Source organism: Candidatus Tectomicrobia bacterium (genome assembly GCA_016192135.1).
GTDB lineage: Bacteria > UBA8248 > UBA8248 > UBA8248 > UBA8248 > 2-12-FULL-69-37.
In genome coordinates this window covers 35,141-62,088 of record JACPUR010000024.1, presented here as the reverse complement: position 1 = coordinate 62,088, position 26,948 = coordinate 35,141, and the positions used below count along the sequence as shown (strand labels likewise).

General features: G+C 67.6%; 27 protein-coding genes. 7 read left to right on the top strand and 20 right to left on the bottom strand.

The window, feature by feature from the left end:
• Window positions 1-5 precede the first annotated feature (5 nt).
• The 9 genes from HYZ11_11255 to HYZ11_11215 form a co-directional block, all read right to left on the bottom strand.
• The gene (locus HYZ11_11255) at window positions 6-683 is read right to left on the bottom strand and encodes a membrane integrity-associated transporter subunit PqiC (protein MBI3128172.1); all 678 of its coding nucleotides are present in this window, start codon (window positions 681-683) and stop codon (window positions 6-8) included.
• A complete protein-coding gene (locus HYZ11_11250) occupies window positions 680-1,993 on the bottom strand; it encodes an MCE family protein (protein ID MBI3128171.1) in 1,314 nt (437 codons plus the stop codon). The genes HYZ11_11255 and HYZ11_11250 overlap by 4 nt, the downstream gene beginning before the upstream one ends.
• Window positions 1,994-2,005: 12 nt before the next feature.
• Window positions 2,006-2,857, bottom strand: a complete 852-nt coding sequence (locus HYZ11_11245; protein MBI3128170.1) for an ABC transporter ATP-binding protein — start codon at window positions 2,855-2,857, stop codon at window positions 2,006-2,008.
• 4 nt (window positions 2,858-2,861) lie between these two features.
• Entirely contained in the window at window positions 2,862-3,671 is an 810-nt protein-coding gene (locus HYZ11_11240) for an ABC transporter permease (protein ID MBI3128169.1), read from the bottom strand.
• A gap of 2 nt (window positions 3,672-3,673) precedes the next feature.
• Entirely contained in the window at window positions 3,674-4,006 is a 333-nt protein-coding gene (locus tag HYZ11_11235) for an STAS domain-containing protein (GenBank protein MBI3128168.1), read from the bottom strand.
• A 1-nt stretch (window position 4,007) separates the two neighbouring features.
• A complete protein-coding gene (locus HYZ11_11230) occupies window positions 4,008-4,445 on the bottom strand; it encodes an ATP-binding protein (GenBank protein ID MBI3128167.1) in 438 nt (145 codons plus the stop codon).
• 4 nt (window positions 4,446-4,449) lie between these two features.
• The gene (locus HYZ11_11225) at window positions 4,450-5,784 is read right to left on the bottom strand and encodes a SpoIIE family protein phosphatase (protein MBI3128166.1); all 1,335 of its coding nucleotides are present in this window, start codon (window positions 5,782-5,784) and stop codon (window positions 4,450-4,452) included.
• A 212-nt stretch (window positions 5,785-5,996) separates the two neighbouring features.
• A complete protein-coding gene (locus HYZ11_11220; GenBank protein MBI3128165.1) occupies window positions 5,997-7,709 on the bottom strand; it encodes a CocE/NonD family hydrolase in 1,713 nt (570 codons plus the stop codon).
• A 94-nt stretch (window positions 7,710-7,803) separates the two neighbouring features.
• On the bottom strand, window positions 7,804-8,793 hold the full coding sequence (locus tag HYZ11_11215; protein MBI3128164.1) for a C-terminal binding protein: 990 nt from the start codon (window positions 8,791-8,793) through the stop codon (window positions 7,804-7,806).
• 175 nt (window positions 8,794-8,968) lie between these two features.
• Here HYZ11_11215 and HYZ11_11210 point away from each other — a divergent pair, with 175 nt between their 5' ends.
• The 3 genes from HYZ11_11210 (at window position 8,969) to HYZ11_11200 (ending at window position 11,652) form a co-directional block, all read left to right on the top strand.
• Window positions 8,969-9,538: a hydrolase gene (locus HYZ11_11210; GenBank protein MBI3128163.1), complete on the top strand. Its 570-nt coding sequence runs from the start codon at window positions 8,969-8,971 to the stop codon at window positions 9,536-9,538.
• 32 nt (window positions 9,539-9,570) lie between these two features.
• The gene (locus tag HYZ11_11205; GenBank protein MBI3128162.1) at window positions 9,571-10,662 is read left to right on the top strand and encodes a D-alanine--D-alanine ligase; all 1,092 of its coding nucleotides are present in this window, start codon (window positions 9,571-9,573) and stop codon (window positions 10,660-10,662) included.
• A gap of 111 nt (window positions 10,663-10,773) precedes the next feature.
• Complete coding sequence (locus tag HYZ11_11200) at window positions 10,774-11,652, top strand: alpha/beta fold hydrolase (protein ID MBI3128161.1); 879 nt, start codon at window positions 10,774-10,776, stop codon at window positions 11,650-11,652.
• 3 nt (window positions 11,653-11,655) lie between these two features.
• Here the strand turns inward: HYZ11_11200 and HYZ11_11195 are convergent, their stop codons facing one another.
• From HYZ11_11195 to apbC, 8 genes are all read right to left on the bottom strand, one after another.
• Window positions 11,656-12,582 (bottom strand): alpha/beta fold hydrolase, encoded by a 927-nt coding sequence (locus HYZ11_11195; GenBank protein ID MBI3128160.1) that lies wholly within the window; start codon window positions 12,580-12,582, stop codon window positions 11,656-11,658.
• Window positions 12,583-12,676: 94 nt separating this feature from the next.
• Window positions 12,677-13,591 carry a class I SAM-dependent methyltransferase gene (locus tag HYZ11_11190; protein MBI3128159.1) on the bottom strand — a complete coding sequence of 305 codons (915 nt, stop codon included), beginning with the start codon at window positions 13,589-13,591 and terminating at the stop codon, window positions 12,677-12,679.
• Window positions 13,592-13,611: 20 nt separating this feature from the next.
• Window positions 13,612-14,721, bottom strand: coding sequence for an NAD(P)/FAD-dependent oxidoreductase (locus HYZ11_11185; protein MBI3128158.1), 1,110 nt, complete (start codon window positions 14,719-14,721; stop codon window positions 13,612-13,614).
• Entirely contained in the window at window positions 14,718-15,056 is a 339-nt protein-coding gene (locus HYZ11_11180) for a hypothetical protein (GenBank protein MBI3128157.1), read from the bottom strand. The genes HYZ11_11185 and HYZ11_11180 overlap by 4 nt, the downstream gene beginning before the upstream one ends.
• 155 nt (window positions 15,057-15,211) lie before the next feature.
• Window positions 15,212-16,069 carry a DMT family transporter gene (locus HYZ11_11175; GenBank protein ID MBI3128156.1) on the bottom strand — a complete coding sequence of 286 codons (858 nt, stop codon included), beginning with the start codon at window positions 16,067-16,069 and terminating at the stop codon, window positions 15,212-15,214.
• A gap of 22 nt (window positions 16,070-16,091) precedes the next feature.
• Window positions 16,092-17,054 carry a hypothetical protein gene (locus HYZ11_11170; GenBank protein MBI3128155.1) on the bottom strand — a complete coding sequence of 321 codons (963 nt, stop codon included), beginning with the start codon at window positions 17,052-17,054 and terminating at the stop codon, window positions 16,092-16,094.
• Window positions 17,055-17,090: 36 nt separating this feature from the next.
• Window positions 17,091-18,128, bottom strand: coding sequence for a Gfo/Idh/MocA family oxidoreductase (locus HYZ11_11165; protein ID MBI3128154.1), 1,038 nt, complete (start codon window positions 18,126-18,128; stop codon window positions 17,091-17,093).
• Between the two features lie 66 nt (window positions 18,129-18,194).
• Entirely contained in the window at window positions 18,195-19,286 is a 1,092-nt protein-coding gene (gene apbC / locus HYZ11_11160; protein ID MBI3128153.1) for an iron-sulfur cluster carrier protein ApbC, read from the bottom strand.
• 298 nt (window positions 19,287-19,584) lie between these two features.
• On the opposite strand from apbC, the gene HYZ11_11155 reads away from it, so the two are divergent.
• Window positions 19,585-20,385: an electron transfer flavoprotein subunit beta/FixA family protein gene (locus tag HYZ11_11155; protein ID MBI3128152.1), complete on the top strand. Its 801-nt coding sequence runs from the start codon at window positions 19,585-19,587 to the stop codon at window positions 20,383-20,385.
• 17 nt (window positions 20,386-20,402) lie between these two features.
• The gene (locus HYZ11_11150; protein ID MBI3128151.1) at window positions 20,403-21,395 is read left to right on the top strand and encodes an electron transfer flavoprotein subunit alpha/FixB family protein; all 993 of its coding nucleotides are present in this window, start codon (window positions 20,403-20,405) and stop codon (window positions 21,393-21,395) included.
• 51 nt (window positions 21,396-21,446) lie between these two features.
• Here HYZ11_11150 and HYZ11_11145 read toward each other — a convergent pair whose 3' ends face one another.
• The 3 genes from HYZ11_11145 to HYZ11_11135 all read right to left on the bottom strand — a co-directional run bounded on the left by HYZ11_11145 (window position 21,447) and on the right by HYZ11_11135 (window position 24,259).
• The gene (locus tag HYZ11_11145; protein ID MBI3128150.1) at window positions 21,447-22,166 is read right to left on the bottom strand and encodes a helix-turn-helix domain-containing protein; all 720 of its coding nucleotides are present in this window, start codon (window positions 22,164-22,166) and stop codon (window positions 21,447-21,449) included.
• Between the two features lie 141 nt (window positions 22,167-22,307).
• Window positions 22,308-22,994, bottom strand: a complete 687-nt coding sequence (locus tag HYZ11_11140) for a cyclase family protein (protein ID MBI3128149.1) — start codon at window positions 22,992-22,994, stop codon at window positions 22,308-22,310.
• 23 nt (window positions 22,995-23,017) lie between these two features.
• A complete protein-coding gene (locus HYZ11_11135; protein MBI3128148.1) occupies window positions 23,018-24,259 on the bottom strand; it encodes a hypothetical protein in 1,242 nt (413 codons plus the stop codon).
• Window positions 24,260-24,412: 153 nt separating this feature from the next.
• On the opposite strand from HYZ11_11135, the gene HYZ11_11130 reads away from it, so the two are divergent.
• Window positions 24,413-25,816, top strand: a complete 1,404-nt coding sequence (locus tag HYZ11_11130) for a cytochrome c (protein ID MBI3128147.1) — start codon at window positions 24,413-24,415, stop codon at window positions 25,814-25,816.
• Window positions 25,813-26,946 (top strand): hypothetical protein, encoded by a 1,134-nt coding sequence (locus HYZ11_11125; GenBank protein MBI3128146.1) that lies wholly within the window; start codon window positions 25,813-25,815, stop codon window positions 26,944-26,946. The genes HYZ11_11130 and HYZ11_11125 overlap by 4 nt, the downstream gene beginning before the upstream one ends.
• Window positions 26,947-26,948: the final 2 nt, after the last annotated feature.

Here is a 26,948-nt window from a genome sequence, read left to right as displayed (position 1 = left end):
GCCTGTCAAGGCCGCGCGGCCCCTTGATGGCGGCTGGCGGCCTCGATGATCTCCTTGGTGGCCCCGGCCAAGAGGGTCTTCAGATTCTCCGCCATGGCCTCCACGAAGCCCTGGGGCGGCTTCGAGCCGGCCTCGGTCGACTGGGTGAACTGCTGCTGAAAGATCACCTTCCCCGTGTGCCGGTCGATGAGGGACAGATCGAGCTGGGCCAGGGCGGAGAACTTCCCGTTGGACGATCCCACTTCCTCGAATCGCTTCACCCGGCCTCGCACCAAGTAATCGTACGAGGCCCCCGCCGAGGCCCTGACCACATCCTTGAACCGGCCCGAAGCCGCGAGGTGGTCCAAGAGCCGGTCCGTCACGAATTCGTCCGGCCGGGCCCCCCAGCGCTCGTAGGGATAGAAATCCACCCGGTAGGGCACCTTGCGGTACACGATTCGGTCGGTCCGGTAGACGGAATCGGCACGGAAGCTTTCCACTCCCAGGACCACGGGGAGCATTTGGCCCGTCCCTGGGTTGGAAGGCGGCACGCGGTAATCGATCACGAAGAAGCGAGTGTCCGGGATATCGGCGGTCCCCACGCCGCAGCCCGCCGCCAGAAAGGCCAGGCAGGCCGTCGCTCCCATGAGGCGCCCGAGGCGCGACGAAAAAACGGTTGGCTTGCAGTTCGGATTGGCAATCACTCCTGGAACTCCCGGGGAGAGGCGGGCCCCTTGAAGAAGTGGGAGGGCCGCTCGCGCAAAGTGACGCTCAGCTCGCTCAGGTTGCTGGCCATATCGCGCAAATCGGTAATGAGGGTTTCGACGTCCTCGCGATGCCGGGCGACGGTTTCGTCGAGGTTCGTCATCAGAGAACGGGCGCGGCCAAGAGCCAGCCGGAGCTCTTCGGCCGCCCCGGTCAGGCGGTCGCCGTTCTTGCCGCCGGCGAGATCGGTCAGCACCTTGTTTACCTGTACGCTCACTTCGCTCAGGTTGACGACGATGGTCCGGAGCTCCCGGCGGTTGGTCTCGAAGAACTCCTGCACTTTCCTCGAAACCCCGTCCACCGCGCCCACGGCGCTCGCGAAGTCCTTCCCGCCCTCCTTGAGCGTCTGGCGCATCTGCTCGCCGATCTGGCGTATCTCATTCCGGATGGTCTCGGCCGTAGCCGCAGCCTCGGTCTGGAGGAGCCGGTCGAGGGGCTCGATCCGCTTGTGGATTTCCGCCACCAGCGTCGAGCCCTGGCCCGCCAGCTTCTCGTAGGCGTCGGCCGTTCGGTTCACCTCGCGCAGGGAGGCTCGCGCCATGCGAAGGGTCTCGTTGAACTCGGTCACGAGCGGATCGATGTTCTTCTCCAGCCTGTCGGCCACCCGCGACACGGCGCTGAGGAAGCGGTTGATGTTCTGCTCGTTGCGGGCGCTCAGGATGCTCTCGGCCCGGACGAGCACCCGGTCGGTGGTGGAGATCAGCTTGGAGGCCTGCCCCCGCACGTCGCTCATGAGCCCTTGCGCGTCCTTGGCGATGGCCTGGGCCGTCTCGCCGAGCCCGCCCAGGATGCTGTTCACCTTCTCGGCCGCCTGGCGCGCCTCGTTGATCACCTCCTGGAAGCTGGCCGCCTCGACCCCGCGGAGCGCGGCCCCCGGCTTCAGCATGGGGGCGTCCGGGCTGCCGAGGGTGAGGGAAAGATACATCGAGCCCGTCAGACCGACCGAGGTGATCTCGGCCCTGCTGTCCGCGCGGAGGGGGGTCCCCTTCTTCACGTGGATCACCGCCTCCATCATCGAGGGATTGTCCTTGGCGACACCCACGCTATCGACCCGCCCCACCTTCAGGCCCCCGAGAGCCACGACGCTGCCGTTCTCGAGGCCGGCGATATTGCGGAACTTCACCCGATAGAGGTCTTCACCCCCCGAGACGGCGATGCCGGTCAGGACGATGGCGAAGACGGCGAAGATGGCGAGCCCGGCGGACAGAAAAATCCCGACTTTGACCTCGTGCGACTTGTTCCTGGGCATTTCTGAACTCCCTCAAATCTCCCTTCTACCGCCCGCCGTCAGGTACTCCAGGTATTGCCTGGGGTCCACCCTCTCCTCGTCGGCCTGGCGCTGGAAGAACTGCTGGACCCGCGGATGGTCGATCCGCATGACCTCCTCCAGCCGGCCGACCGCCACCGCCTCGCCCTTGAAGAGCATCAGCACCCGGTCCGCGATCTTCTTGACGCTCTCCATCTCGTGGGTGACGACAACGATCGTCATCCCGAACGTGGAGCGGAGCCGGAGGATGAGCTCGTCCAGCCCGGCCCCCGCGATGGGGTCCAGCCCGGCCGAGGGCTCATCGAAGAAAAGCACCTGCGGGTCCATGGCGATGGCCCGCGCCAGCCCCGCTCTTTTCTTCATCCCGCCCGAAAGCTGGTCCGGCCGCAGGTTCTCGAACCCAGCCAGGTCCACCAGCCCGAGCTTCAGCCGGACCTGGATCCCGATGGTGGCCTCGGAAAGGTCCGTGAACTCCCGGAGGGGAAGCGCCACATTGTCGCCCACAGTCATCGAATTGAACAAGGCGCCGCCCTGGAAGAGCACCCCCATCCGGCGGCGCAGCCTCTCCCACTCCTCCTCGCCCATGTCCACCGTCTCCTGGCCGAATACCCTGATGGACCCGCCCGAGGGCCTGAGCAGCCCGATGATGTGCCGGAGAAGCGTCGACTTCCCGCTTCCGCTGCCTCCCAGGATGACGAAGATTTCGCCCCTATGGATGTCGAAGCTCACGTCCTTGAGGATGTGCCGCTCCTCGTAATAGGTTTCGAGGTTGCGCACCTCGATCACCGGCTCGCCGGGCGTGGCCGCCGGCGCGGATTCGCGGGGGAGGGATTCTTTCTCGCTCATCGTCTCACTCGATCACGTAGAAGAACGCGGTGAAGATCAGGTTCGCGAAGATGACCAGGAAGATGGAAACCACGACCGAATTGGTCGTCGAGCGACCCACTCCGGCGGCCCCTCCTTCCACGTGGACGCCCAGGTAGCAGCCCACCGTGGCGATGATCCCGCCGAAGACGCAGCTCTTGGTGAGGCCGCGCATCACGTCGCCCATGTCGATGGCGTCCGCCGTGTGCCTCAGGTACTGCCATGAGCCCAGGTCCACCACCGTGACGGCGATGAGCCAGCCTCCGAAGATGCCCATGAAGTCGGCCACCAGCGTGAGCATCGGGACGGCCACTGCCATGGCCAGGATGCGCGGCACGATCAGGAATCGGGTGGGGTTGAGCCCCATGGTCGAGAGGGCGTCCACCTCCTCGGCCATTTTCATGCTCCCGATCTCGGCCGTGAAGGCCGAGCCGCTGCGCCCGGAGACGATGACGGCGGTGAGGAGCGGCCCAAGCTCGCGGGTCATGGAGAGCGCCACCGCGTTCGCGATGAGGAGAAGCTGGCCGAACTGCTTGAGGAGCGAGGCGCTCTGGAGCGCCGAGATCATGCCGATGAAGAAATTGATGAGGACGACGATGGGGATGGCGTCCCAGCCGATCCGCACTCCCTGCTCGATGACGCTCTCCCAGCGGATGCCGGCCCTCTGGCGCTTCCAGGGCGCGACGAACATCCAGAAAACGATGTCCTTGAGGAGCCCCCACACGTCGCGGGCCACGTCCGCCGCGTGAATGGCGGCGCGCCCCATGGCCGCGAGGGCGTCTTCGGGTGCCGGCAAGGCTAGAGCCCCTCCTGCGCGCTCGGCAGATCGGGATAAATCTCGAAGACGTCGGTGAGCCGGGCCAGGTCGAACACCTGGCGCACCTTGGGCGTGAGGGACACGAGGCGGAACTTGCCGCCGTAGCCCATGGTCTCCTGGAGCCCCTCGACGAGAGTGGCGATGCCCGAGCTGTCCATGTAGGTCACCCCGCCCAGGTCCACCAGGATGGCGGGCGCCTTCTTCTTGATGAAGCCGATGAGCTTCTCGCGCACCTGGGGAGAGTTGGACATGTCCACCTCGCCCGACACCTGGAGCAGGGTGGCCTTGCCAATCTCCTTCGTGTCGATCTGCATCTTACCCCTCCCGGGCCACTGAAATCCGCTTGCGCATGGTCAGGCACGTGCCGTCGGCGCCGCAATCCTCAAACTCGACGCTGTCCATCACTTTCCGCATAAAATGCACCCCCAGCCCGCCGGGCCGGACCTCGTCCAGCTCGCGCGGCTGGATGCGGGAGAGCTCGACCTTCTTGCCGAAGTCCCGCAGGACAAAGGAGAGAGCGTCCTCCTCCAGCCTGCCCTCGCAGATGATCCGCTTGTCCGGCGCGCCGTCATAGCTGTGGCGGATGATGTTGGCGCACGCCTCGTCCACGGCCAGCACGATCATGCACCGGCCGTTCTCATCCATCCCCGCCACCGCGCACAGCGTGTCCACGGCCGTCCGGACCATCCGCAGGAAGGCGGGGTCCGAAGGCACCTCGATCTGGAAACGCCGCGGGCATTCCTCGCCGGCCACGCGCTCATCCCCCCCAGGAAAGGGAGACCATGGTCATGTCGTCGGCCTGAGGCTCGTCCTGCGTGAAACGTTCGACTGCCTGATGCACGCCCGACAGGAGGCCCGAGGCCCCCCGCGGCGCGGCCGCCGCCGCCGCGAGCAGGCGCTCCTCGCCGAACAGCTCCCGGTCTTTCCCGCGCGCCTCCAGGATGCCGTCCGAGTAGATGAGCACGGTGTCGCCGGGGGCGAGGCGGACCTCCTCCTCCTGAAAGCGCGCCCGGGGGAGCATCCCCACCGGCGGGCCCGCGGCTCCACCCACGAACCGCGCCCCGCCCTTCTTCTCCGCCAGGATGAGGGGCAGGTGGCCCGCGTTGGCCACATGGAGAGCGCCCGTGGCCGGATTCAGCACCGCGTAGGCGAAGGTGACGAACATCCCCCGCGTGCCGCCCTGGCCGAGGCTCTGGTTCAGCGAGGCGAGCACCTCGCCCGCGGGGGCGCCTCCCGACGAGAACAGCCGGAACTCGCTCACCACCCGGGCCATGTAGAGCGCCGCCGGGATGCCCTTCCCCGAGACGTCCCCCACGCAGGCGCCAAGCCGCCCGTCGGGGAGGCTGGACACGCAGTAGAGGTCACCCCCCACCTCCTGGGCCGAGCGGCTGAACGCCCCCAGCTCGAAGCGCCCCGCCCTGTCCACGGGCAGGGCGGCGGGGAGAAAGCTCTTCTGGATGGAGGCCGCCATCTCCATCTGCTGATCGAGGAGGTGGCGCCGCACCTCGGAGCGGTGAAGCCGGGCATTCTCGATGGCCACGGCGACCTGGCGGCAGAAGCTGGAGAACAACTGCAGATCGAGCTCACTGAAGGGACGGCCGTCCGTGTGGTTGAGGACCTCGCCCACGCCCACCACCTTGTCGTGGACGATGAGCGGCGCGGCGAGGATGGAGCGGGTCACGAAGCCGGTCTTCTCGTCCGCCTTCGAGAAGAAGCGCGGGTCCTTGCTGACGTCGGCCACCAGGAGCGGCTGGCCCGATTCCATCACCGAGCCGGCGATGCCCTGCCCCTTGAGAATGCGGATGGTCTTCAGCTCCTCGACCCCCACGCCGCCCACCGACGTCTGGAACTCCAGGCACTGCTCCGCCTCGTTCCACAGCATCACGGAAGCCGCCTCGGCCCCCATGATCTCCTTGGCCAGCTTCATGACGCGCTGCAGAACCTCGTCCAGGTCCAGCGTCGAGGAGATGAGAGCGGTCACCTCCATGAGGCGCGAGAGGCTGTCCACCCGCTCGCGCAGGGCTTCCATTTCCCGGGCCGTGCCGGAGGCTTTCGCGCGCGCGGCGCGCCTGGCGCCGGCGGTGGTGCGCATGAAAACCTCCTCTCCGGCAGCATCAATCGGAGCGGCATCAACCGCCACGGCGGCGCCAGGGCCCCGGGCCCGTCCCCGGGCGGGCAGGAGCGAGTGGCAACCGCTTGAAAAAGATTGATTTGAGGGAAATCTTCCCCAGACGAATGCTAGCAGAAGGGGCGCCGGAGGGCAATTTCTCTCCCCGGCGCCCCCAAGGAAACTGGTTCTACCGGTTACTTGGGGGGGATGATGGGCAGGAGCAGGTGGGTGTCCCTGCCGCCTCCCGAGTGGAGCGTCACCCGGTTGTGGAAGACCTCCTTCGGCCGGTTGTCTGGGTCGTTGTGGGTCATGCCCCCCGTCCCCCGGGTGCCGTAGTGGAAGCTCTTGGCGAACTCGCTCAGCTGGCCCGTGTACTCGTAGTCCTTCCCCCGGACGGAGAGAGCCAGCTTCCAGCCCTTGGGGACGACGAGGCACGAGGAGACGATCTCCACGTCGCACCCGTAGACCTCGCCCGGGGTCAGCGGCTCCACCTTGTCATGGGGATGGTAGGGCCTCCAGGGCTTGGAGAGCTTGGGGTCCAGCGCCCGGTGGGAGGCCCTCAGCCAGCCGTTGGCGACGGGGGTGTTGGGGTCGGTCGAGCCCATGAAGGTCAGCTCCTTCCCCTGCGGATCGAACACCCGGACGACCAGGAATAGGTCAGCGTCCTTGGTCGAGGAGGAGAGGAAAATCTTGGCCGCCATCGGGCCGGTGATCTCGGTGTCCTTCTCCATCGGGGGGAGCCAGAAGGTGAGGCCGTCGCCCATCGCTTCGTACTCCGCCTTGAGCGTCTTGGCGGGGAGCTTGGCGTCGAGGCTCATGTTCTCCGGGTTGAGGTAGAACTTCGTCCACTGGGTGCGGGCGATGGGCCATTCATTCTCGTGCCGGGGCACGAACTTGGGCCCGGGGTGGCGGATGTTGAGCGTTACCGGCGGGGTCTTCTCCCAGCCGTTGTCGATGCCCTTGAGGAAGTGGTCGAAGAACTTCTTTTGGAGGGCGAGGCCGTAGTTGGCCGAGAAGAGCGACCAGTGGGAGTCGCCGTGGGCCTCGAGCCACTTCTGCTTGGAGGCCGCCTCCATGTAGCCGTTGAAGTTCCCCCGCGGATGGATGCCCTGCCCGCCCCAGTTCGCGCAGGAGAGAAGCGGCACCTCGACCTTGGAGAACTCGGCGCGGCGCGACTTGTGCCAGTCGTCGTCGAGGGGGTGCTTCTTGAGCTCCTCGAAGGCGTTGGTGCGGTTCCTGGCCAACTCCTCGTCCGAGAGGGTGACGGGGCCCGCGGCGGGCTCGCCGGTGTTGGGGTTGCGCTTCCCGCGCTCCCCATACCCGTACTGCACGTGGGCCACCTGTACCCTGGACCACGTCTCGGCGAACTGGCTCAGGATTCCCCCGTGGTAGCCCGAGTCCCGGTAGGGATCGTTTCCGCCTTCCCAGGGGATGATGGCCGCGAGATGGGGCGGCTTACGGGCCGCGACACGCCACTGGTTCCGGGAATAGTAGGAGATGCCGAGCATCCCCACCTTGCCGGTGCTCCAGGGCTGGGTGCCGGCCCACTCGATGCACTGGTAGAGATCGTCGATCTCCCTGGGGCAGTTCACGTCCAGGAAGCCTGGCGACCAGCCGGCGCCGCGGGAGTCCACCCGGACGCAGACGTAGCCGTGGGGGATCCAGCGCTCGGGGTCCGTCACCTCCCAGTTCTGGTACTTGTTGGTCGAGCCCTCGAGGATCTCCGGGTAGTCCTCGACCATCTTCTTCCACTGGTGATGGTAGCCCTCCTGGTAGGACACCCCTTTCCCGTACACTCCGTAGGTCAGGATGACCGGGTACTTGCCATCCTCGATGGGGCGGTAGACGTCGGCGCGCAGGACGATGCCGTCATCCACCGGGATTCCCTGGTGCCAGGTGATTTTCATGCCGTCCCGCACTTCGGTGCGCTCGTTGACCTTGGGCGCCTGGCTCATGAGGCTCTCCTCTGATCGGGCCCGGATGGGCTTCGGCGTCGGGCGCCTAGATGCCCGCCCGGCTCTTGCCCTTCACCGCCTTGTTGACCACGTTGACCGGCCACTGCCCCGTGAGCACCCGCTTCACCTCGTTCGGAGCGCCCGCCTGGAGGCCCACCATGGCCTGCTCGCTGTACCAGGCGGCGTGGGGGGTGATGATGACGTTCTCGCGCCCGCGCAGCGGATGGGGGTTCGGCAGGGGTTCCGGGTCGGTGGTGTCGAGCGCCGCCCCGGCGATCTTTCCCGCGTCCAGCGCCCGCACCAGGGCGTCCGTGTTGATGATGGGGCCCCGGGAGCAGTTGATGACGAAAGCCGTGGGCTTCATCAACCCGAAAATCTCGTCGTTCATCATCCCCCGCGTCTGGGGGATGAGGGGGGGATGGAGCGAGACGAAATCCGCTTCCCGCAGCATGCCGTTCAGCTCCATCTTCTTGCCCGGAGCGGGGAACTGCCCCTCGTTCACGAAGGGGTCGCTGAACAGCACCTTCATCCCGAAGGCAGCGGCGCGAACCGCCACCTCGCGGGCGATGTTCCCGAAGCCGACCAGGCCCAGCGTCCGCCCCACCATGCGGAACATGGGCTTGCCGGGCGGGACCTCCCAGCGCCCGGCCCGCACGAGGCGGTCGTAGAGGGGGATCTTTCGGGCGCAGGAGACGAGGAGGGCCATCGTGTGCTCGGCCACCTCCTCGATGCAATAGGTGGGGTTGTTGGTGACGATGATGCCGGCCTTCGTGGCGGCTTCCAGGTCGATGGTGTCCACGCCGATGCCGTAGCGGGCGATGATCTTGCACTTGCGCATCCGGCCCATGACTTCGGCCGTAATGGGCCCGGCGTAGGTGTTCAGGAGCGCGTCGCAGTCCTCCGCCTGGGCGATGAATTCGTCGGGCTTCTTGGTCTGGAGCGCCACGAGATCCGCGATGCCTTCCAAGGTCTTCTTCTCCACGTCCAGCGATTCCCAGACGTAATCGGTCAGGACCACCTTCGCCTTCCCAGCCATTCCGGTTCCCCTTTCCTGTCACGAGGATTCGAGCGGCGCGCGCGGCACGCCTGGGGAGGGCAACGAGAATTTCGGGTCCGATGCTATCCCAGCCCCACCGCCCGATCAAGGCGTTGACCCCCCGCGGGCGCTGTGATACCCCCTACCCGGCTTCGCCCGCCGAACCGGAGGCCCGATGAGCGACATCCAAGCCTTGCGCCTGCGGCCCGAGGAATGCGTCCTCGTCGTGGTGGACGTCCAGGAGCGCCTCATGGCCGCCATGCCGGAGAAAGTGCGCCCGCAGGTCATCGGGCGCATCCAGGCCCTCATCGAGGCAGGCAAGCGGCTGGGCTTCCCGGCAATCGTGACCGAGCAGTACCCCAAGGGGCTGGGCGCCACCCTCGGCGAGGTGGCCTCCGCCCTCCCGCAGGGGACCGCCCCCCTCCCCAAGATGTCGTTCAGCTGCTGCGGCGCCGAGGGCTTCATGGAGCGCCTCCGGAGCCTGGGCCGCACCAAGGTGCTCCTCACGGGAGCCGAGACCCACGTGTGCTGCTACCAGACCGCCCTGGACCTGATGGAGAACGGTTTCATCGTCCATGCCGTGGCGGACGCCCTCTGCTCCCGCTCCAAGCTCAACTGGCGCACCGGGCTCGCGGCGCTCGAGCGGGCCGGAGCGGTGCCGACCACCGCCGAGCAGGCGCTCTTCGATCTTCTCCGGGTGGCCGGGACCGAGGACTTCAAGGCCCTCTCCCGGCTCATCCGCTGAGCCCTCCGCCCTCAAGAGGAACGGCCGGCGACATGGCAGCCCAGAGCAGGAAACGGATTTGCGTGATCTTCGGCGGGCGTTCCGCCGAGCACGACGTGAGCCTCGCCTCGGGCCGCGCCGTCATGGAGGCGCTCGACCGGGAGCGCTACGAGGTGCTGCCCCTCCTGGTGAGCCGGGAGGGCCGGTGGATTCTCCTGCCCGGGCCCAGGGCGGCGGCGGCCGAAGGTCGCGAGGTGCTCCTCTCCCCCGCCCCGGGGCGCCCGGCGCTCCTCGGGACGGACGGCTCGGAAGCCGCCCGCGTGGACGCCTTCTTCCCGATGATCCATGGCACCTTCGGCGAGGACGGCACCCTCCAGGGCTTTCTGGAGCTGGCGGACATCCCCTTCGTGGGCTCGGGCTGCACCGCCTCGGCCGTCTCGATGGACAAGGGGATCACCAAGGCCGTCCTCCGCGCCGCGGGGCTCCCGATGCTCCCCACCGTGACGGTCACCAAGGGACGATGGGAATCGGACAAGCGGGGCATCCTGGCGGAGGTGGAGTCGCGGTTCACCTTCCCCGTCTTCGTCAAGCCCGCCTCGCTCGGCAGCAGCGTGGGCGTCCACCGCGTGGAGAACCCGGACCAGCTCGAGCGCGCCGTGGCCGACGCCATGGGCTACGACGTCAAGGTGCTCGTCGAGGAGGAGGCCCAGGGCCACGAGGTGGAGTGCTCGATTCTGGAGGGGCCCTCGGTGGGGGATATCCTGGCGAGCCCCCTGGCGGAGGTGCGGCCCAAGACGGGCTGGTACGACTACCGCGCCAAGTACACCCCCGGCCTGACCGACATCCTCATCCCCGCTCCCCTGGACGAAAGCGTCGCGGACCGCCTCCGCTCCCATGCGCGCGCGGCCTTCCTGGCCCTGGGCTGCTCGGGCCTGGCCCGCGTGGACTGCTTCTTCCGGGAGCGGACTGGCGAAATTTACATCAATGAGGTGAACACCTTGCCCGGTTTCACCCCCCTCAGCGGCTATCCGAAAATGATCCAGGCCGCCGGGATTTCATACCCGGACATGCTGGACCGCCTCATTGCCTGCGCCTTCTCCCGGACGGAGCAGACCCGCTCCCGCAGCTTCCAAAGGATATCCTGAAAAGGCCCTCTTCCCACGGCGGCGGTTCCCCGTTATCCTATCCTTCCGTTCTGGGCCGGCCGCTCCGGCCGGGCCGCCACGGTTGTCCACACCGGCAGGGAGGACCGCGGCATGGGGCTGCTCGAGTTGCTCCTGTATATCTTCCTGTTCCTGTTCATCATCTTTCACGTCCTCACATATTCCATTCGCTGGTACGAGGAGGCGAAGCGCCGGGGCGAGGAACACAGCATCTGGGAATTCTCGCCCCGGCTCGTCCTCCCCATCCTGGCGGAGATGGCGAGCCACCTCGCCATGCTGGTGCTGACCGGGGCGGATTTCGTGATTACCGGCCTCCGGTGGCTTCTCGAGCGCTTCGGCTCCAAATCGGCCGCGCGGTCGTTTGAGCCGACGCACTTTTCCCCGCCGTCCGCCACAGGGCGGCCGGTGATCCTCATCCACGGGATGGGGATGCGCGGGCTCGCCCTCTTGCCCTTGGCCCTGAGACTCCGGCGGGAAGGAAGGACGGTTCACCTCTTCACCTACTGGCCCCCGGGACGGCTCATCGACGGCTACGCTCGCCAGCTCAGCATGTTCATCGAGAGGATCCGCCAGGAGCACGGCTACGAGGAGCTCGACCTGGTGGCGCACAGCCTGGGCGGCCTGATCGCCCGGCGCTACATGCAGATGAACGAGGGCACCCATCCGATCCGCCGGGTCGTGACCATCGGGACGCCCCACCGGGGCAGCGAGCTGTGGCGGTTCTCGATTTACGCGTCGGGGCGGCAGCTCCGTCCGGACGGGGAGCTCCTGCGCTCGCTGGACGGGGCGGGGCTTCGGGAAGGCATGGGGGCCGTGGCGATCGCTTCGACCTTCGACGAGCTGGTGATCCCGAACGACAACGCGCGCTGGGAAAGGGACGGCGTCATCAACATCACCGTGGAGAACCTCGGCCACGCCCGCATGGTCTTCAGCCGGGAGGTGTACAACCACATCCGCAAGTCGCTGACGTAGCGTCTAGCCGCCCCCATTGCCGGCGCACCCTGCGAGAAAGGCGGCCGCCCGGCGCTCCCCCCAGAAGACCGGCGCCCTGGGATCCCGCCCCGACACGAAGCCCATGTGGCCGCCCCGGGGGAGGAGCTCGCCCGTCAGCCAGCCCGAGCCCCGCACGGCGCCGTGCGGAAAGCAGGAGGCGGGAACGATGGGATCGTCCGCCGCGCTCAGCAGGAGCGCGGGCACCCGGATATTTGCCAAGTACCCGAGACAACTGGTGCGGTCGTAATAATCTTGCTCGTTGGCGAAACCATGCAGGGGCGCGATATACCATCGGTCCAGCTCCGCGATGGTCCGGATGCGCCTGACCCGCTCCGGGTCCAGCACGTCCGGGTGGCGGAGCGCGAAGTCGCGGCACTTCGCCCGGAGCGTGGACAAGAGACTCCATCGGAATGCGGTCCCCAGGAACGAATCCAGGCGCCGCGCACACTCCCCCGGGGAAAAGGGGGCCGAGATGGCGACCGCTCCCCGCACCGGCGCGGGAATCCCCTCCCCCCGCTCCCCCAGCCACTTGAGCAAGACGCTTCCCCCAAGCGAGAAGCCCGCCAGCAGCAGGGGCCCCTCCAGGCGCTGCAGGAGCTTGCCGACGACGAATTGGAGATCTTCGGTCTCCCCGCTGTGATAATAACGGGGCTTGAGATTGAACTCCCCGCTGCAGGAGCGGAAATTCAGGGCGGCGAAACCCCATCCCTTGAGGAAAGCCTCACCCGCCAGTCCTTGGATGTAGTGGGAAGCAGAGGAACCCTCCATGCCGTGTAGAGCCAGGAGGGTGGGCGCGCCGGCGCACGGCGGGCCCAGGAAGTCCAGGTCGAGGAAATCCCCGTCCGGGGTGGACCAGCGCTCGCGACGCCAGGGGAAGACACCGGGCCGGCGGAAAAGCGCTCCCCACATGCTCTGGAGCATGGGGCCGGGGCAAAACCAGGCGGGCCGAAAAATGCGCGGTTCCTTTCTTCCTTGAAGCCGGGTACGTGGGCGAGTACTCGGCCTAAAATGAATCCTCCGAAAAGCGGTAGATATCCCCCCGCGTCGAGGGCGGGTCGAAGCGGCGGCTGATCTGGTGCTTCTGGAGCAGCACCTGGTAGAGGCCGAGGGAGCCCGCGTAGAAGGCGCTCGAAGAACAGGCGAGCCAGACGCGGTAGATGCGGTACTTCTTCTCCCCTACCATTCCAACGATGCGCCGCTCGTTCGCCTCCAGGCGCTCGAGCCAGTGGCGGCAGGTCCGGGCGTAGTGAAGACGGAGGTTCTCCACGTCCAGTATCTCCCACGCCTCCCGCTCCATCACGTCCATCATGTGGGTGATGTTGTCCAGCTCTCCGTTCGGGAAGACGTACTTGAGCAGGAAGTCCGTCTGGCTGGTGGGCTTCCAGAACTTATTGCAGGTGATCCCGTGGTTGAGGAACAGGCCGCCGTCGCGCAGACGCGACCGGACGGAGGAGAAGAACATCGAGTAATTCGGAATGCCGACGTGCTCGATGATGCCGATGGCGGATATCTTGGAGAAAGTACGCTCGACCGGGAAGTCGCGGTAGTCCATGTGGTAGATGCGGCAGCGGTCTTCGATCCCCTCCCGGCGGGCCCACTCCTGGCCGTACTCGGCCTGCGCCCGCGAGAGGGTGAAGGCCGAGGCATTCACGCTGTAATGCTTGGCGGCCCAGATGGCGAGGCTCCCCCACCCGCAGCCGATGTCCAGGTAGTCCTCCCCGGGCGAGAGGCGGAGCTTCCGGCAGACGAGGTCCATCTTGTCCCGCTGCGCCTGGGCGAGGTCGCCGTCCGGCGTCCGGTAGTACGCGCACGTGTACACCATGTTCTCGCACAGGAACGTCTTGTAGAACTCATTGGAGAGGTCGTAATGGTGGGAGATCGCCTCGGCGTCGAATTCCTTGCTTCGCGTCCGGATCATGATCCTCTCCCGATGGCGGCTCAGCCGATGCCGAAAGCTCCTTCGAGCACCACTTTCCGGCGCAGCCACGCGTTGCCGCAGATTCTCTTGGCCACCGCGCGCACCACGCCCTCCGGCAGGAAGCCGGCGAGCCAAGTGCCCACGCCGCGCTCGCCCGAGCCGTAGAGCGTTTCGATCCGGGCGGCATAGTCCTCGAGGGCGCCCCCGCCCTCGAGCCATTTCACCAGGGCATCGGCGGCGAGGGTGGCGCTGCGCACGGCGGGGCCGATGCCCTCCCCGCTGAAGTCCCGGGCCAGGCCGGCCGCATCCCCCACCAGGAGGAAACGCCTGCCCGCCGCCCGGCGGACGGCGCACCGCCGGACCGAATAGGCATGCCCCCTGAAGGGTGCGAGCGGGACGCCGCGGGGAACCCGGCCGCTCTCCTCAAGGAGCGCCATCAGCGCCTCGAGGCGCTTGTGCACGCTCGGATTCTTGCCGATGCAGCCCACCCCGATGTTCAGGAACCCGCCCTTGGTGAAGTACCACGCATAGCCCTTGAAGTCGGGCTCCGCGAAGAGCTCGGGCAGCCCGTAGTGGGGCGCGACGCGGCGCAGGACATCCTCCCCCACCAGCGTCTCGCTCTCCTGGGTCAGGACGACCGCCTCCTCGTCCGACACCCCGCCAAGGGCCCGGGCCACCGGGCAGGTATGGCCGCCGGCCCCGATGACGGCCCGCGCCTCGTATATCTCATCCGCCTCGACCCGCACCCCATCGCCCGCCTCCCAGGCGGATTTCACCCGGACACCCTCGCGGACCACGGCGCCCGCCGCCTCCGCCCGGCGGAGCAGGAAGGCATCGAACTCCTTGCGGATGATCCCGTAGCTGGCCGGCTCCCGCCAGCGGGTCTCCCTCAAGGGGCCCCCGCAGCTCACATAGACGGCCTCGAAGGGCTGGATGGTGTGGGGATAGGCGGCCGGATTCAACTCCAGGTCCGCCAGCACGTTCTTGGTTACCCAGCCCGCACAGAGCTTCACCCGGGGGAACTTCGCCGCGTCGAGGACGAGGACCTTCTTCCCCGCCCGCGCGAGGCGCCAGGCCGCCGTGCTGCCTCCCGGCCCTCCGCCGACGACGATGACGTCCCACCCGCTCATTCCCCGAGCCTCCTCAGCTTCACCGCGAGCACGAGGCGCCTCCAGATGGGGATGTCGATCTCCTCGAAGGCGTCCGCCGCGGGCATGGAAGCGATGAGATCGCCATCCATGTCGAGATCGCCTTCCGAATAGGCCTCGGCGAATTCGCTCACGGTGGGGTTGACGAGGACGCGGCGCAGCGCCGAGGGAGAACGGAATGTCACCGTCACGGGACAAACCTGCCGGCCGACCCGGACTTCCGTTCCATCCCAGAGACGGAACGTGACCCCGTACTCGGCCTCGGCATAGATTTCGCGCAGGATTTCGGCCGCGCCAGCGGCAGGAGATGCGGGCACGGGTCGTCTCCTCTGGAGGGCCGGCAGCGGGGCCGGTAATTTGTCCCCCCGGTCTTTGATTTTCGGCCTCCCGGACGAACGAGAGGACGCACCAGCCGCCCTTCCCTTTATTCGATTATCTACCTCAAACGCCCCGTGTCAACCGGATGTACACCCTACCTGCGCGAAGTCACCAGGACCACCCCCGCCACGATGAGCAGGGCGCTCAGGAGCAGTCTTATTGTGATTTTCTCGCGCCCGCGCAGGAGAAGGGGCGTCAGCAGGATGGTGAACAGGGGCGCCGTCGAGACAATGGGAGAAATCACCGCCACCATGCCCCGCCGCAGCGCGTACAGCACGCCGAGCTGGGCCGCCGCCTGGCTCAGGCCCGCCAGGAGAAAGAACCCGAGCGACCGGCGGTTGAGGGCGAGCGGCCGGGCTGTCCCTCCCAAACGGAACAGGATGGGTGACGCGACGGCCGCCGCCAGCCCCTGGAGGAACGCCTCGAACAGGAGCGGCTCGTATCCCAGGAAACCCAGCTTCCGCAGCGTATGGGCCAACCCGAAGCAGGCGGCCGAGGACAGCGGGAGAAGCATGTCGCGGGGCTTCACTCGTCCCGCCCCGCCGCCCGAGATGAAGTACATCCCCGCGACCACGAGCGCAATCCCCGCCCAGATGATGGGCGCGGGGCGCTCGCCCAGAATAACGAACGCCCAGGCGGCCCCGAAGAAGGCGTTCACGTTGGCCAGCGAGCTGGTGGGAGCCACGCCGATCTTGTCGATGGAGCGGAACATCAGGAGCAGGGAAAGCGCCGGAGAAACCGCCCCCGCCGCCAGGAACGAAAGCCAGTACCAGGAGAAGCCCAAACCCGAGAAATCCACGGCCAGGAGCGAGGCCGTGAAGACAACGAAGTTCACCTCCACGACCACGAGGCTTCCCGTTTGGGGGTTGCTCCCCTCCATCCCCCGGCGGGTCATGATGCCCGATAGCGAGAAGAAGAAGGCGGGGATCAGCGCCGCAAATTCGACGGGCACACGGCCCTCCGCTCGAAGCGCCTTACCGCGGGGCGCTCGTGAACGTCTCGGGGTTCACCAGGTTGACGGGGCGCCGCCCCGCCAGGGCGAGCCGCATGTTCTCCGCCGTCCGGTCCATGGCCGCCTGCTGGCACTCGGGCGTGCGGGAAGCGTGGTGCGGGGTAATGAGGACGTTCGGCAGGAAGCGGAGCGGATGGTCGTCCGGGAGAGGCTCGGGGTCGGTCACGTCCAGGCCGGCGGCCGCGATGGCGCGGGCCTGAAGCGCGTGAAGGAGGTCGTCCGTCACCACGGCGGGGCCGCGCGCGACGTTGATGAGGATGGCCTCCTTCTTCATCCGCGCCAGGGTCTCGGCCCGGATCATTCCCCGCGTCTCGGCCGTGAGCGGCATGCACAGGACGAGGAAATCCGCCCGGGGGAGCATCTGGCCGAAGGAGATGAACTCCATCGGCACGCCCGGGACGTAGCCTGGGTCCGGCGTGCGCGTGTTGACGAGGATATTCATGCCGAACCCGTGCCCGATGCGGGCCGCCCGGCGCCCGATGTCTCCCAGCCCGACGATGCCCAGGCTCTTGCCGCTCAATTGCACGGCCGCCATGTGTTCCCAGGCTTTCTGATCGTCCTTCATCCAGGCGTGGCGCGCGAGGTAGAGCATGAGGAAGAAGGCATGCTCGGCCACCGACAGCCCCCGCACGCCCTCGGCGTTGCAGACCATCACGCCCCGCCGGGTCGCCGCCGGGGTGTCAACGTTGTCCACGCCCGCCCCCGGCTTTGCGATCACCCGCAGGCGCGGGGCGGCGTCCATCATCTGGGCCGTCACGGGCTTGAAGACGGTGAGGATACCTTCCGCGTCCGGCAGGAGCGGCATGATAGCCGTGGGGGTGTAGGCGGAGGGCCGGACCACCTCGTGCCCGGCGCCGAGCCAGTCCTTGCCCACATTCCACTGCGGGGTTTCATAGAGAGGGTCGATGAGTATCACTTTGGCCACGCCGCTCGCTCCTTTCCCTGCCTAGGCCCTGAACCGTCAGTCCCGCTCGAGGATCTCGTCCACAGAGACGGCGCGGCGCTCGGCGTGGCTCTTGAGGATGGCCCGCATGATGGCCAGGGCGCGGATGCCGTGGACGCCGGTCACCTCGGGGTCTTTCCCCTCCCGGATGCTGCGGGCAAAGTCCACGAATTGCTCCCGGTTGGCCCGGTTGCGGCCCTCCACGAAGTCGCAGCCCACGTCGAGCGTCTCGGTCTCGATGCCGCCCATCTTGCCGACGGAGCGCTGGAGGCGGGGCATGAAGGCCGTCGAGAGGCTCAGGTTGGCCTCGGTGCCGTGGATGTCGAAGAGGAAGTTGAAGGGGGCGACGTAGCTGCCGGAGACGGCGGCCATGACCCCGCTGCGGAAGCGGAAGACCGCCGCCGCCGCGTCCTCAGTGCGGTTGGGCCCGCCCACCTTGGCGGTGCCGGCACTCACCTCGGCCACCTCGCTGAACAGATATTCCAGCGTGTCGCCCAGGTGGATGGTGTAGCTGTAGAGGGGGCCGCCCGGGTTCTCGACCGGATCCCAGCGCATGCTCTGGGGCCCGGCGGTCAGGCCGTGGTTGTTGGAGAAGGAGGCGACGATGAGGCTCACCGTCCCCAGCGTCCCGCTGCCGACCACCTCCTTCGCCTTGCGGAACATGGGCCAGCGGCGGAAGTTCTGCCCCATGTGGAGGCGGATGCCCGCCTCCTTGCAGGCGGCGTCAATGGCCTTGGCGTCCGAGACGCTGAGGGCCATGGGCTTCTCGAGATGGACGTGCTTTCCGGCCCTTGCCGCCGCGACGGCCTGCTCCCGATGGACGCTGTTCGCCGAGGCGATGACGACCGCCTCGGTGTCCTTGTCCTTGAGGAGATCGTCCAGTGAGGAAAAGTCGCGCCCGCCGAACTTCCGGACGAATGCCTCCCGGCTCGCGGGCGTGCGGGCGAAACCTCCCGTCACGCGGATTTCCTTTGAGGCAAGGGCGGCCTCGGCGAGCACCTCGCCCCACCAGCCCAGCCCGATGAATGCGATCCCCAACGGTCCTTTGCCGCTCATCGCTCCCCTCTTTCCGCAGACGCGCCGGCCGGCTTCGGGCGCGGCGCCCGGCCCCGCCTTTTCCGTTTAGCCGATGATCTTGAGCTCGGGCACCGTGAAGGGAGCCGAGGAGTTGTGGATGGCCACCTGGAGGGCCACGTTCCGCGCGGCCTCGCGGAAGGCGCGGGCGATGGGGCTGTCCGGCTCCCCCGCCACCACGGGCGTCCCGCGGTCCCCTCCGAGGCGGACCTTGATGTCCAGCGGGATGGCGCCCAGGAAGGGGACCTCGTACCGATCGGCCGCCCGCTGGCCCCCGCCCGTGTCGAAGATGTCCTCGCGGTGGCCGCACTGGGGGCACAGGTAGTGGCTCATGTTCTCGATGATGCCCAGGATGGGAACGTCCGTCTTGCGGAACATCTGGAGGCCCTTGCGGGCATCGAGCAAGGCGATGTCCTGCGGGGTCGTCACGATCACCGCCCCGGCCAGGGCGACCTGCTGGACGATGGTGAGCTGGGCGTCCCCGGTGCCGGGCGGGAGGTCGAGCACGAGGTAGTCGAGCTCGCCCCAGATCGTGTCCCCCAGGAACTGTACCAGGGCCTTCATCACCATGGGGCCGCGCCAGATGACGGGGGAGTCCTCCCCCACGAGGAAGCCCATGGACATCACCTTCACCCCGTGGGCCTTGAGGGGGTAGATCTTGTTGTCGTCCGCGGCGAGGGGCCTCTCCCCCTGGATCCCCAGCATCAGGGGCTGGCTCGGGCCGTAGATGTCGGCGTCGAGGATGCCGACCTTCGCCCCGTCCAGGTGCAGCGAGAGGGCCAGGTTCGCCGCCACGGTGGACTTCCCCACCCCGCCCTTGCCGCTCGCCACGGCCATGATGTTCTTCACTCCGGGGATGGACATTTTCCCCTGGACGGCGGGCCGGGCCGCGACGTGGCTCGTGAGGCGGACGTTGACCGTCTTCACCCCCGGCAGGGAGCCAACGGCGAGGCGGCAATCCTCCAGGAACTTCTCCTTCCGGGGATGGGCCGGGGTGGTCAGCTCCAGGGTGAAGGCCACGGCGTCGGCGCAGATGGTGATGTCCTTGACCATCTTGAGGGCCACAAGGTCCTTCCCCAGGTCGGGGTCTTTCACTTTTTTCAGCGCTTCGACAATCTGCTCCTGCGTAATATCGGGCATGGGGACGCTCTCTCCCGGGTCGTTCAGGCTGGAGATGGGGGCCGAATGGCCGCCCTTGGCCGGGAAAATTCCAGACCCTAAGAGGGGCCAAGGGCGCTCACCCATCTTAGGGGTGCCCTTTTTTCGCTGTCAAACGGGGCGAATCGTCCCAGAAAGGGCAGCGGTCGCGGGTTGACGCCATTTCATACCCAACATAATCTACCTGTTAGTCCGGTTTTCGTAAGGGTCATGGACCAAGAGGTTATCGAACCCTACCCCCGCGGCCCCTGGGAACGTTGACACGAAGGAGAGCGAATCGGTGGACATCGTTGTGTGCATCAAGCAAGTGCAGGACCCCGACATCCCGCCTCGCGATTTCAAGGTGGATGAAGAGAAGATGATGGTGGTGCCCCCGGCGAACGTCCCGCCCGTCATCAGCACCTTCGACGAGAACGCCGTGGAAGCCGCCATCCAGCTCAAGGAGTCCAAGGGCGGCAAGATCACCGTCGTCACGGTGGGCGGCGAGAAGGCCAAGGACGCCCTCAAGAAATGCCTCGCCATGGGCTGCGACGAGGCCGTCCTGCTCCAGGACCAGGCTTTCGACGGCTCCGACGCCTTCGGCGTGGCGCGCGCCCTGGCCGCCGCCATCCGGAAAATCGGCGCCTTCGACCTCATCCTCTGCGGCCGCTTGAGCAGCGACTGGAGCTACGGCGCGACCCCGCTCGCCCTGGCCGAGGCGCTCAACCTGCCGAGCGTCACCCAGCTCCAGACGATCGAGGTGAAGGACGGCGGCCTCCGCTGCGAGCGCGCGCTCGCGGACGGCGTGGAGGTCGTGGACGTGTCGACGCCCTGCCTCCTCACCATCAGCAATGAGATGAACACGCCCCGCCTCCCCTCGGTGAAGGGGATCCTGACCGCCTCGCGCAAGCAGATCCCCCTCTGGAAGGCGGCGGACTTGGGGCTGGACGCGGCCAGCGTCGGGGCGGCGGCGGCCACCATGGAACTCACCAGGCTTTATAAGCCCGTCTTCACGGGGCAGTGCGAATTCATCACGGGCGAAACGCTGGAGGAAGCGGCTGCAAACCTCGCCCTGCGCCTCCGGGCGGACAAGATCATCTAACTAAGGAGGCAAACCGGATGTCAAAGGATGTCCTGATTCTGGCGGAGCGGGCGGGGGATCGCCTCGCCCTGGTGAGCAGCGAGTTGTGCGGGGTCGGCCGGAAGCTGGCCAAGGAGACGGGCGGCTCGCTCGTCGCCGTTCTTTTGGGCGGCCCGGGCACGAAGGATCTGGCCAAGGGCCTCATCGCCCTGGGGGCGGACAAGGTCATCGCGGCCGAATCCGAGCACCTGACGGACTACACCAACGCCGTCTACACCCAGGTGGTGGACGCCGCGGTGGGCCAGGTTTCGCCCGCCATCTTTCTGGTGGCCAACACCGCGGTCGGGCGGGACGTGGCGCCCCGCATCGCCTTCCGGCGGGGCGCGAGCTACGCCCACGACTGCACCGACCTCTCCATCGAGGGCGGGCGGCTGGCGGCCGTGCGGCCGGTGTTCGGCGGGAGCGCGGTCAGCCACGTCCGCTCCCGCACCGAGGCGCTCGCCGTGGCCAGCACGCGCGCCAAGGCCTTCCCCCTCTCGGATGTCCAGGAGGGCCGGGCGGGCGAGCTCGCGGGCCTGGATGTGAAGGTGGAGGCCGGCGCACTCAAGATGAGCTTCGTCGAGACGAAGCGGGTGGAGGCCGAGGGCGTGCGCCTGGAGGACGCCGAGATCGTCGTGAGCGGCGGCCGGGGCCTGGGCGGGGCCGAGAACTTCTCCTACCTGCAGGACCTGGCCAAGGTGCTCAAGGCGGCCGTGGGGGCCAGCCGGGCCGCCGTGGACGCCGGCTGGGCGACCACCCCGATGCAGGTGGGCCAGACGGGCAAGATCGTGAGCCCCAACCTCTACATCGCCGTCGGCATCTCGGGCGCCATGCAGCACATGGTGGGGGCCGGGCCCAGCAAGAACATCGTGGCCATCAACACCGACCCCGAGGCGCCCATCTTCCAGCGAGCCAAGTATGGCGTGGTGGGGGACTACAGGAAGGTTCTCCCGGCGTTCACGAAGAAGGTCCAGGAGCTGATGCAGAACTAGCCGGCAGAAAGCACGAAGCCGGGGGCGGGCCGCCGCCCCCGGCTTTTTTGCTTACACGAACGGCTGGTAGGCCCACACCACCCGCCCCACGATGCGCGCCCCGGGGTCCTCGTCCGGAAGGTCGAGGTGGGAGACGGGCTCGTCGCGGTTCTCCGGAATGAGCCACAGCCGGGGCGGCGTCCACTGGAGCCGCTTGAGGGTGCAGCCGCCCGCCTCGTCGCGCACGGCGTAGATTCCCTCCGGCGTGATGACCTTGTCCCGGCGGTCGATGGCGACCACCGCCCCGGGCTGGATGAGGGGGAGCATGCTCCGCCCCATCTCGCGGCTCACCCGGACGGCGACCACGTCCCCCCGCCTCCCGAGCTGGGAGACGTGGATGAGGGCGTATTCCTCGATCGCCTCCTCCACGATGCGGCTCTTCCCGGCGGCGATGGAACCGGATACGAGGGGCACGGCCCGGAAGTCCACATCCCGCAGCCGCCCGGGCCCCTGGACCCCGTCCGCGACCCGGACCGCCACGTCGAGGGGCCGCGCCTCCTCTTGCTCGGCGGCCCCGTCCCGGCCCAGAAGCCAGTCCACCGTCACCCCCAAGGCATCGGCGATGCGGAGGAGCTTCCCCGCCCCCGGCTCGTTCTTCCCCTCCTCGTAGCGGATGAGATTGGCCCAGGAGATGTCCGCCTTGCGGGCCAGTTGGTTCGGGTTGAGGCCCCGCTTCTTGCGGGCCTGGGCGATGCGCTTCCCCACTTCCTTGAGATCGGAGGGCTTGGCCATAGGCGGGCAGGAAGGCGGCGGAGCCTATCCCCTGGGCGAGGGGGGAGCAGAAAATCAGTTCCCGCTATCCTACCATGGCGGACAAAAAGCGAAAAGAAAACTTTTGCCCGGCCCTTTGTCCGAATTTAGCCCGAAAAACGGCTAATTTTCCAGAATGGCCACGGCCCGGATGGGACTTCCGGTCCCCTCCTTGATCTTGAGAGGCAGGCCGATGAACTGGAATTGGCCCTTCCCGACGAGCTCCTCCAGATTGACGAGGCTCTCCATGTGGGTGATGCCCAGCTCGTGGCAGGCCTTGTGAACGAGCGAATTGACGCTCCCCTCTGGCCCCGGGCGCATGGAATCGATGCCGAAGCTCACGATCCCCTGCTTGGCCAGCCATTCGGTGGCGGCGACGTTCACTCCCGGGTTGTCGGTGTTGTAGGCCGGCTTGGGGAAGGTGCGGGCGTGATGGCCGGTGCAGAGGAGGACGGTGCCCCCCTTGGGGATGGGCGCGCCCGCCTTCGCCGCCGCCTCCTCGAGGTGCTTGGGCGTGATCTCGGCCCGGGGGGCCATGTGGCGGAAGTCCAGGCACACGCCCGGGACGATGCAGCGCTCGAGCGGGAACTTGTCGATGCTCGTCCCGGTCTTGTGGAAGTGGCGGGGCGCGTCTAGGTGGGTCGTCCCGTGGTCGGGCATCGAGAAATACATGACGGCGTTGCCCCACACGTTGCCCGAGTCGCGGAAGGCCTCGTCGTGGTCCTTCCACATCCCCACGATGATGGAGGGCTGGCCCGGGTACTGGGGGGTCCGGTGGTAGATCTCGCGGCTGAGGTCGATGATCTTCATTCGTCTCTCCTTGGGGCCTTCCCCTAGGCTGTGCAGCGAAGGATATGGAGGCCGTGGTTCTTGTCGGTCACGTAGATGAAGCCCCGCCGATCCACGAGGACGTCCTCGCTCTGGGTGACGAGGGTCTTGGGGAGCATGCCCAGCCGCCGGTCCGGGTCCGAGGGGACGTAGTAGGCAATCTCCCGCGGATGGACCGGGTCCAGGAGGTCGTACACCCGCAGGCCCGCGTTGAAGTAGGTGAGATAGACGCGATCGTCCCGCTGCTCCATCCAGGGGAGCCCCTGCGCGTGGTGCTGGTTGTGCGGGCCGAAGCGCCCTCCCCGCTCGCAGAAGTTCTTGTGGCTGTAGCCCGGCGGGGGATCCGGCACGGGGAAGAGGCTCATGAGCCGGGGGCTCTTCTCGTCCTTGATGTCGATGACCGCCGCGTAGTTGAGCGGCTCGTCGCAGTTCTCCTTGAGCGCCTCGCTGTTGGCGATGGCGATGCCCCGCTTCAGGTAGGGATAGATGGTGTGCATGGCCAGGGTGCTGCCGAGCGGCGGGTGCACGTTCAGCCGGCTGATGAACTTGGGGGAGGAGATGTCCTCGATGTTCAGGACGACCATGCCGCCCCCGGCATAGGGGAGGTAGACCCTCCCCCCCTCGGCGTGGGCCGGGCCGTGTTGGAAGATGCGCCTCCCCTCCCCGCCGCCATGGGTGACGCCGCCGCTTTTTTTCTCTTGCTCGGGAAGCCACCAGCGGCAGGCTTCCTTGGGCCGGGAGGGGTCCTGGAGGTCGATGACCCGGTAGATGTTGCCGTCGTAGCCGGGGCAGTAGGCCGAGAGGTGGGCATAGCGGCCCCCATTGTAGAAGTTGCGGTGGGTGCCCTGGGCGCCGGTCTCCCAGTGGGAGAGGAGCCGGGGGGAGGAAGGGTCCGTGTCCACGTCCCAGATGAAGACACCCTCCTTCTCGGGAGGATCGTCCGGCCGGGGGCCCCAACCGGGCGGAATTTTCTCGAGCGAGGTGACGAGCAGGCCATCGGCCACCTGGACCTGGAGGGTCCAGGTGTTGCCGGGGCCGGGGATGAAGCGCAAATACTGGGGCGAGGCCGGGTCGGTGACGTCCAGCACGCTCCAGCCGCTCACCCAGAAGCAGGACAAATACAGATAAAAGCGGCCGTTCTTCTCCTGCATGGCAATTTTGAAGGCGGGCCGATCCTCCAGCCCGTGGTATCCCACGAACTCCATGTTCCAGGCGGACAGGGCGGCCGGCGCCTGCGCTGGCGTCATCTCTCCCTCCCGCGGGCGCGCATCCCGCGCTCCCGCTTCTGGTGGCGATTTTCTCGGCGTAGTGAGGAACCCCGTCCATATGTACCTCACCGGCGCGCGGTGGTAAAGTAGCCGGGCCCGCCTGGGCCTCGCACCTTGAGGATACCGCCGCGCATGGAGTTCCCGTACTACCCCATCAATGATTTCGGGCCCGCCATGAAGGGCATGATCATCGGCGGGCTCGGCATCTTCCACGTCTTCCTCGCCCAGTTCGCGATCGGGGGCGGGATGCTCATGTGCTACTTCCAGTGGCTCTCCCAGACGGGCCGCGAGCCCGCAGCCCGGGAGGCTCTGGACGGCTACTTCAAGTTCCTCGTCCTCGTCAGCTTCGTCACCGGCGCCCTCACCGGCGTAGGGATGTGGTTCACCGCTATCCAGATTAGCCCGCGCACCATCGGCATGATGGTGGAGGAGTTCCACTGGATCTGGGCGACCGAGTGGACCTTCTTCTGCCTGGAGATCGCCGCGGGCTACGCCTACTACCGCCACGGCGCCGGACTCTCCGATCCCGCCCGGATGCGCCTTCTGGTCCTCTATTCCGTGGCCGCCTGGTTCAGCCTTTTCTGGGTCAACGGCATTCTCTCCTGGCAGCTCACACCGGGGGGCTGGGCGCCCGGCGGGAACGTGTGGGCGGGCTTCTTCAATCCGAGCTTCTGGCCCTCCCTGCTCTACCGGACCTTCGCCTCGACGAGCATCGCCGCCCTGGTCGCCTGCGTGGTGGTGAACGCCCACCCCCGCCTGAGCCTCGCCCAGCGGGACGCCGTCATCCATCGCGCGGCGCACTTCCTGATCCCCATGGTCCTCATGCCCTTCCTGGGCCTGTGGTATCTCTATACCCTTCCCCCGGACAGCCGGGCCTGGGCGCTGGGAGGGAGCGCCGCCATGACGCTCTTCACGGGGGTGGCGGCGGGGGCATCCCTCTTCGTCGGCCTCTACGCCCTGATCGGCCTGAATCTCCAGCGGCTCACCATCAACGGGGCCACGGCCACCCTCCTCTTGGGCCTGGCCTTCGTCGCGACGGGCGGGGGCGAGTTCGTCCGGGAGGGGGTGCGGAAGCCCTACACCATCCGGGCGGCCCTGTTCTCCAACTCCATCAAGCCGGACGAGATCGCGGAGCTGCGGCGCATCGGCTCAGTCACGCGGGACCCCTACCCCCTGCGTGACGCGGCCCGCTACCCCAACGACCAGGTGCGGCTGGGGGCCAAGGTCTTCCGGTTCCAGTGCAGCGTCTGCCACACCTTGAGCGGCGCGAACGGCCTGGTGCACCTGGCGGGCACCTGGACCCCCGACCAGATGCGCCTGAACATCGCCAAGCTCCAGCAGACGAAGCCCTTCATGCCCCCCTTCTCCGGGACGGCGGACGAGCTGGAGGCCCTGGTGCAAATGATCGCCTGGGCCAAGGCGGGAAGTCCCAGTGAGTGGCCCTCCTCGAACGAGATCGCCACCATCGTGCAGATTGACCGGTGGCTCCAGGAGGCGGGTATCTCCCCTGGCTGGTACCGGGAAAGGAAACAATGAACGCCCCCTTCCCCTTCGGCTTCCCCCTGCCGACGGCCTTTTATCTCACCCTGTACGTGCTCACGCTGGTGATTCACGTGCTGTTCGTGAGCTACGCGCTGGCGGGGACGGGGTATCTCGCGGCGGTTCACTTTCTGCCCGGCCATCCCTCGGCCCCCCGCCATAAAGGTCCCGCCGCCCAGACGCTGCGGGACTGGATGCCCCTCGGCCTGAGCGGGGCCATCACCGCGGGGGTGGCGCCCCTGCTCTTCATCCAGATCCTCTACCAGCGGTCCTTCTACACGGCGAACCTCCTGCTCTTCCACCGCTGGATGGCCATCCTCCCCGTCCTCATCGCGGGCTTCTACCTGCTCTACCTGCTCAAGAGCCGCCGCGCCGCCGAGGGCCCCGCGTGGCGGGGAGGCGCCCTCGCCCTCGCGGCCTGGCTGTGCTTCGCCTTCACCGGCTATTCCTGGACCGAAAATCACCTCCTGAGCCTCCAGCCCGGGGCCTGGCCCGCCTTCTTCGGGGCCGGCTCCTATTTCTTCTGGACCGCCGCCCTCCTCCCCCGTCTCTCGCTCTGGGCCGCGGGGACCATCCCCGTGATGGCCCTCCTCGTGTGCTGGCAGCTGTGGCTCGGCGGCGTGGGCTCCCCCGCCGAGGTCCGCCGCCTGGCCGCCCTCGCCTTGCTCGGGCTCCTCTTGAGCGCCCTCGCGGCCGCCGGCTATGGCACCCTCCTGCCCCCCGGCGCCCGGGAGTTCGCCTCGGGAGGGGCCGGAGCCCCCTACCTGGGCCTGGCGCTGATCGGCTGGATGTTCCAGGCGGGGATCTGGCTGACCTTCTGGAGCAAGCCGGACTTGAGGCCTGGCCTCCTCGCGGCCGCCTCGGCGGGAGCTTTGCTCTCGGTGCTGGGGATGACGGTGCTGCGCGAGGGGGTGCGGCTCGCCTCCCTCCCCGTCGAGCGCCTCTACGCCCTGCACGAGCAGGCGGCGCGGGTGGGGGGCCTGGGGGTATTCCTCTTCTTCTTCGTCCTGAACGCCGCGCTGGTGGGCTGGTGCGTCGTCCTGGCGCGGAAGGGAGGCGCGCCCGAAGGCGCGAAACCCTCCCCCGGGAAGGAGGAGGATTTCCGCGAGGCCCTGGAGCGGAGGTAGAG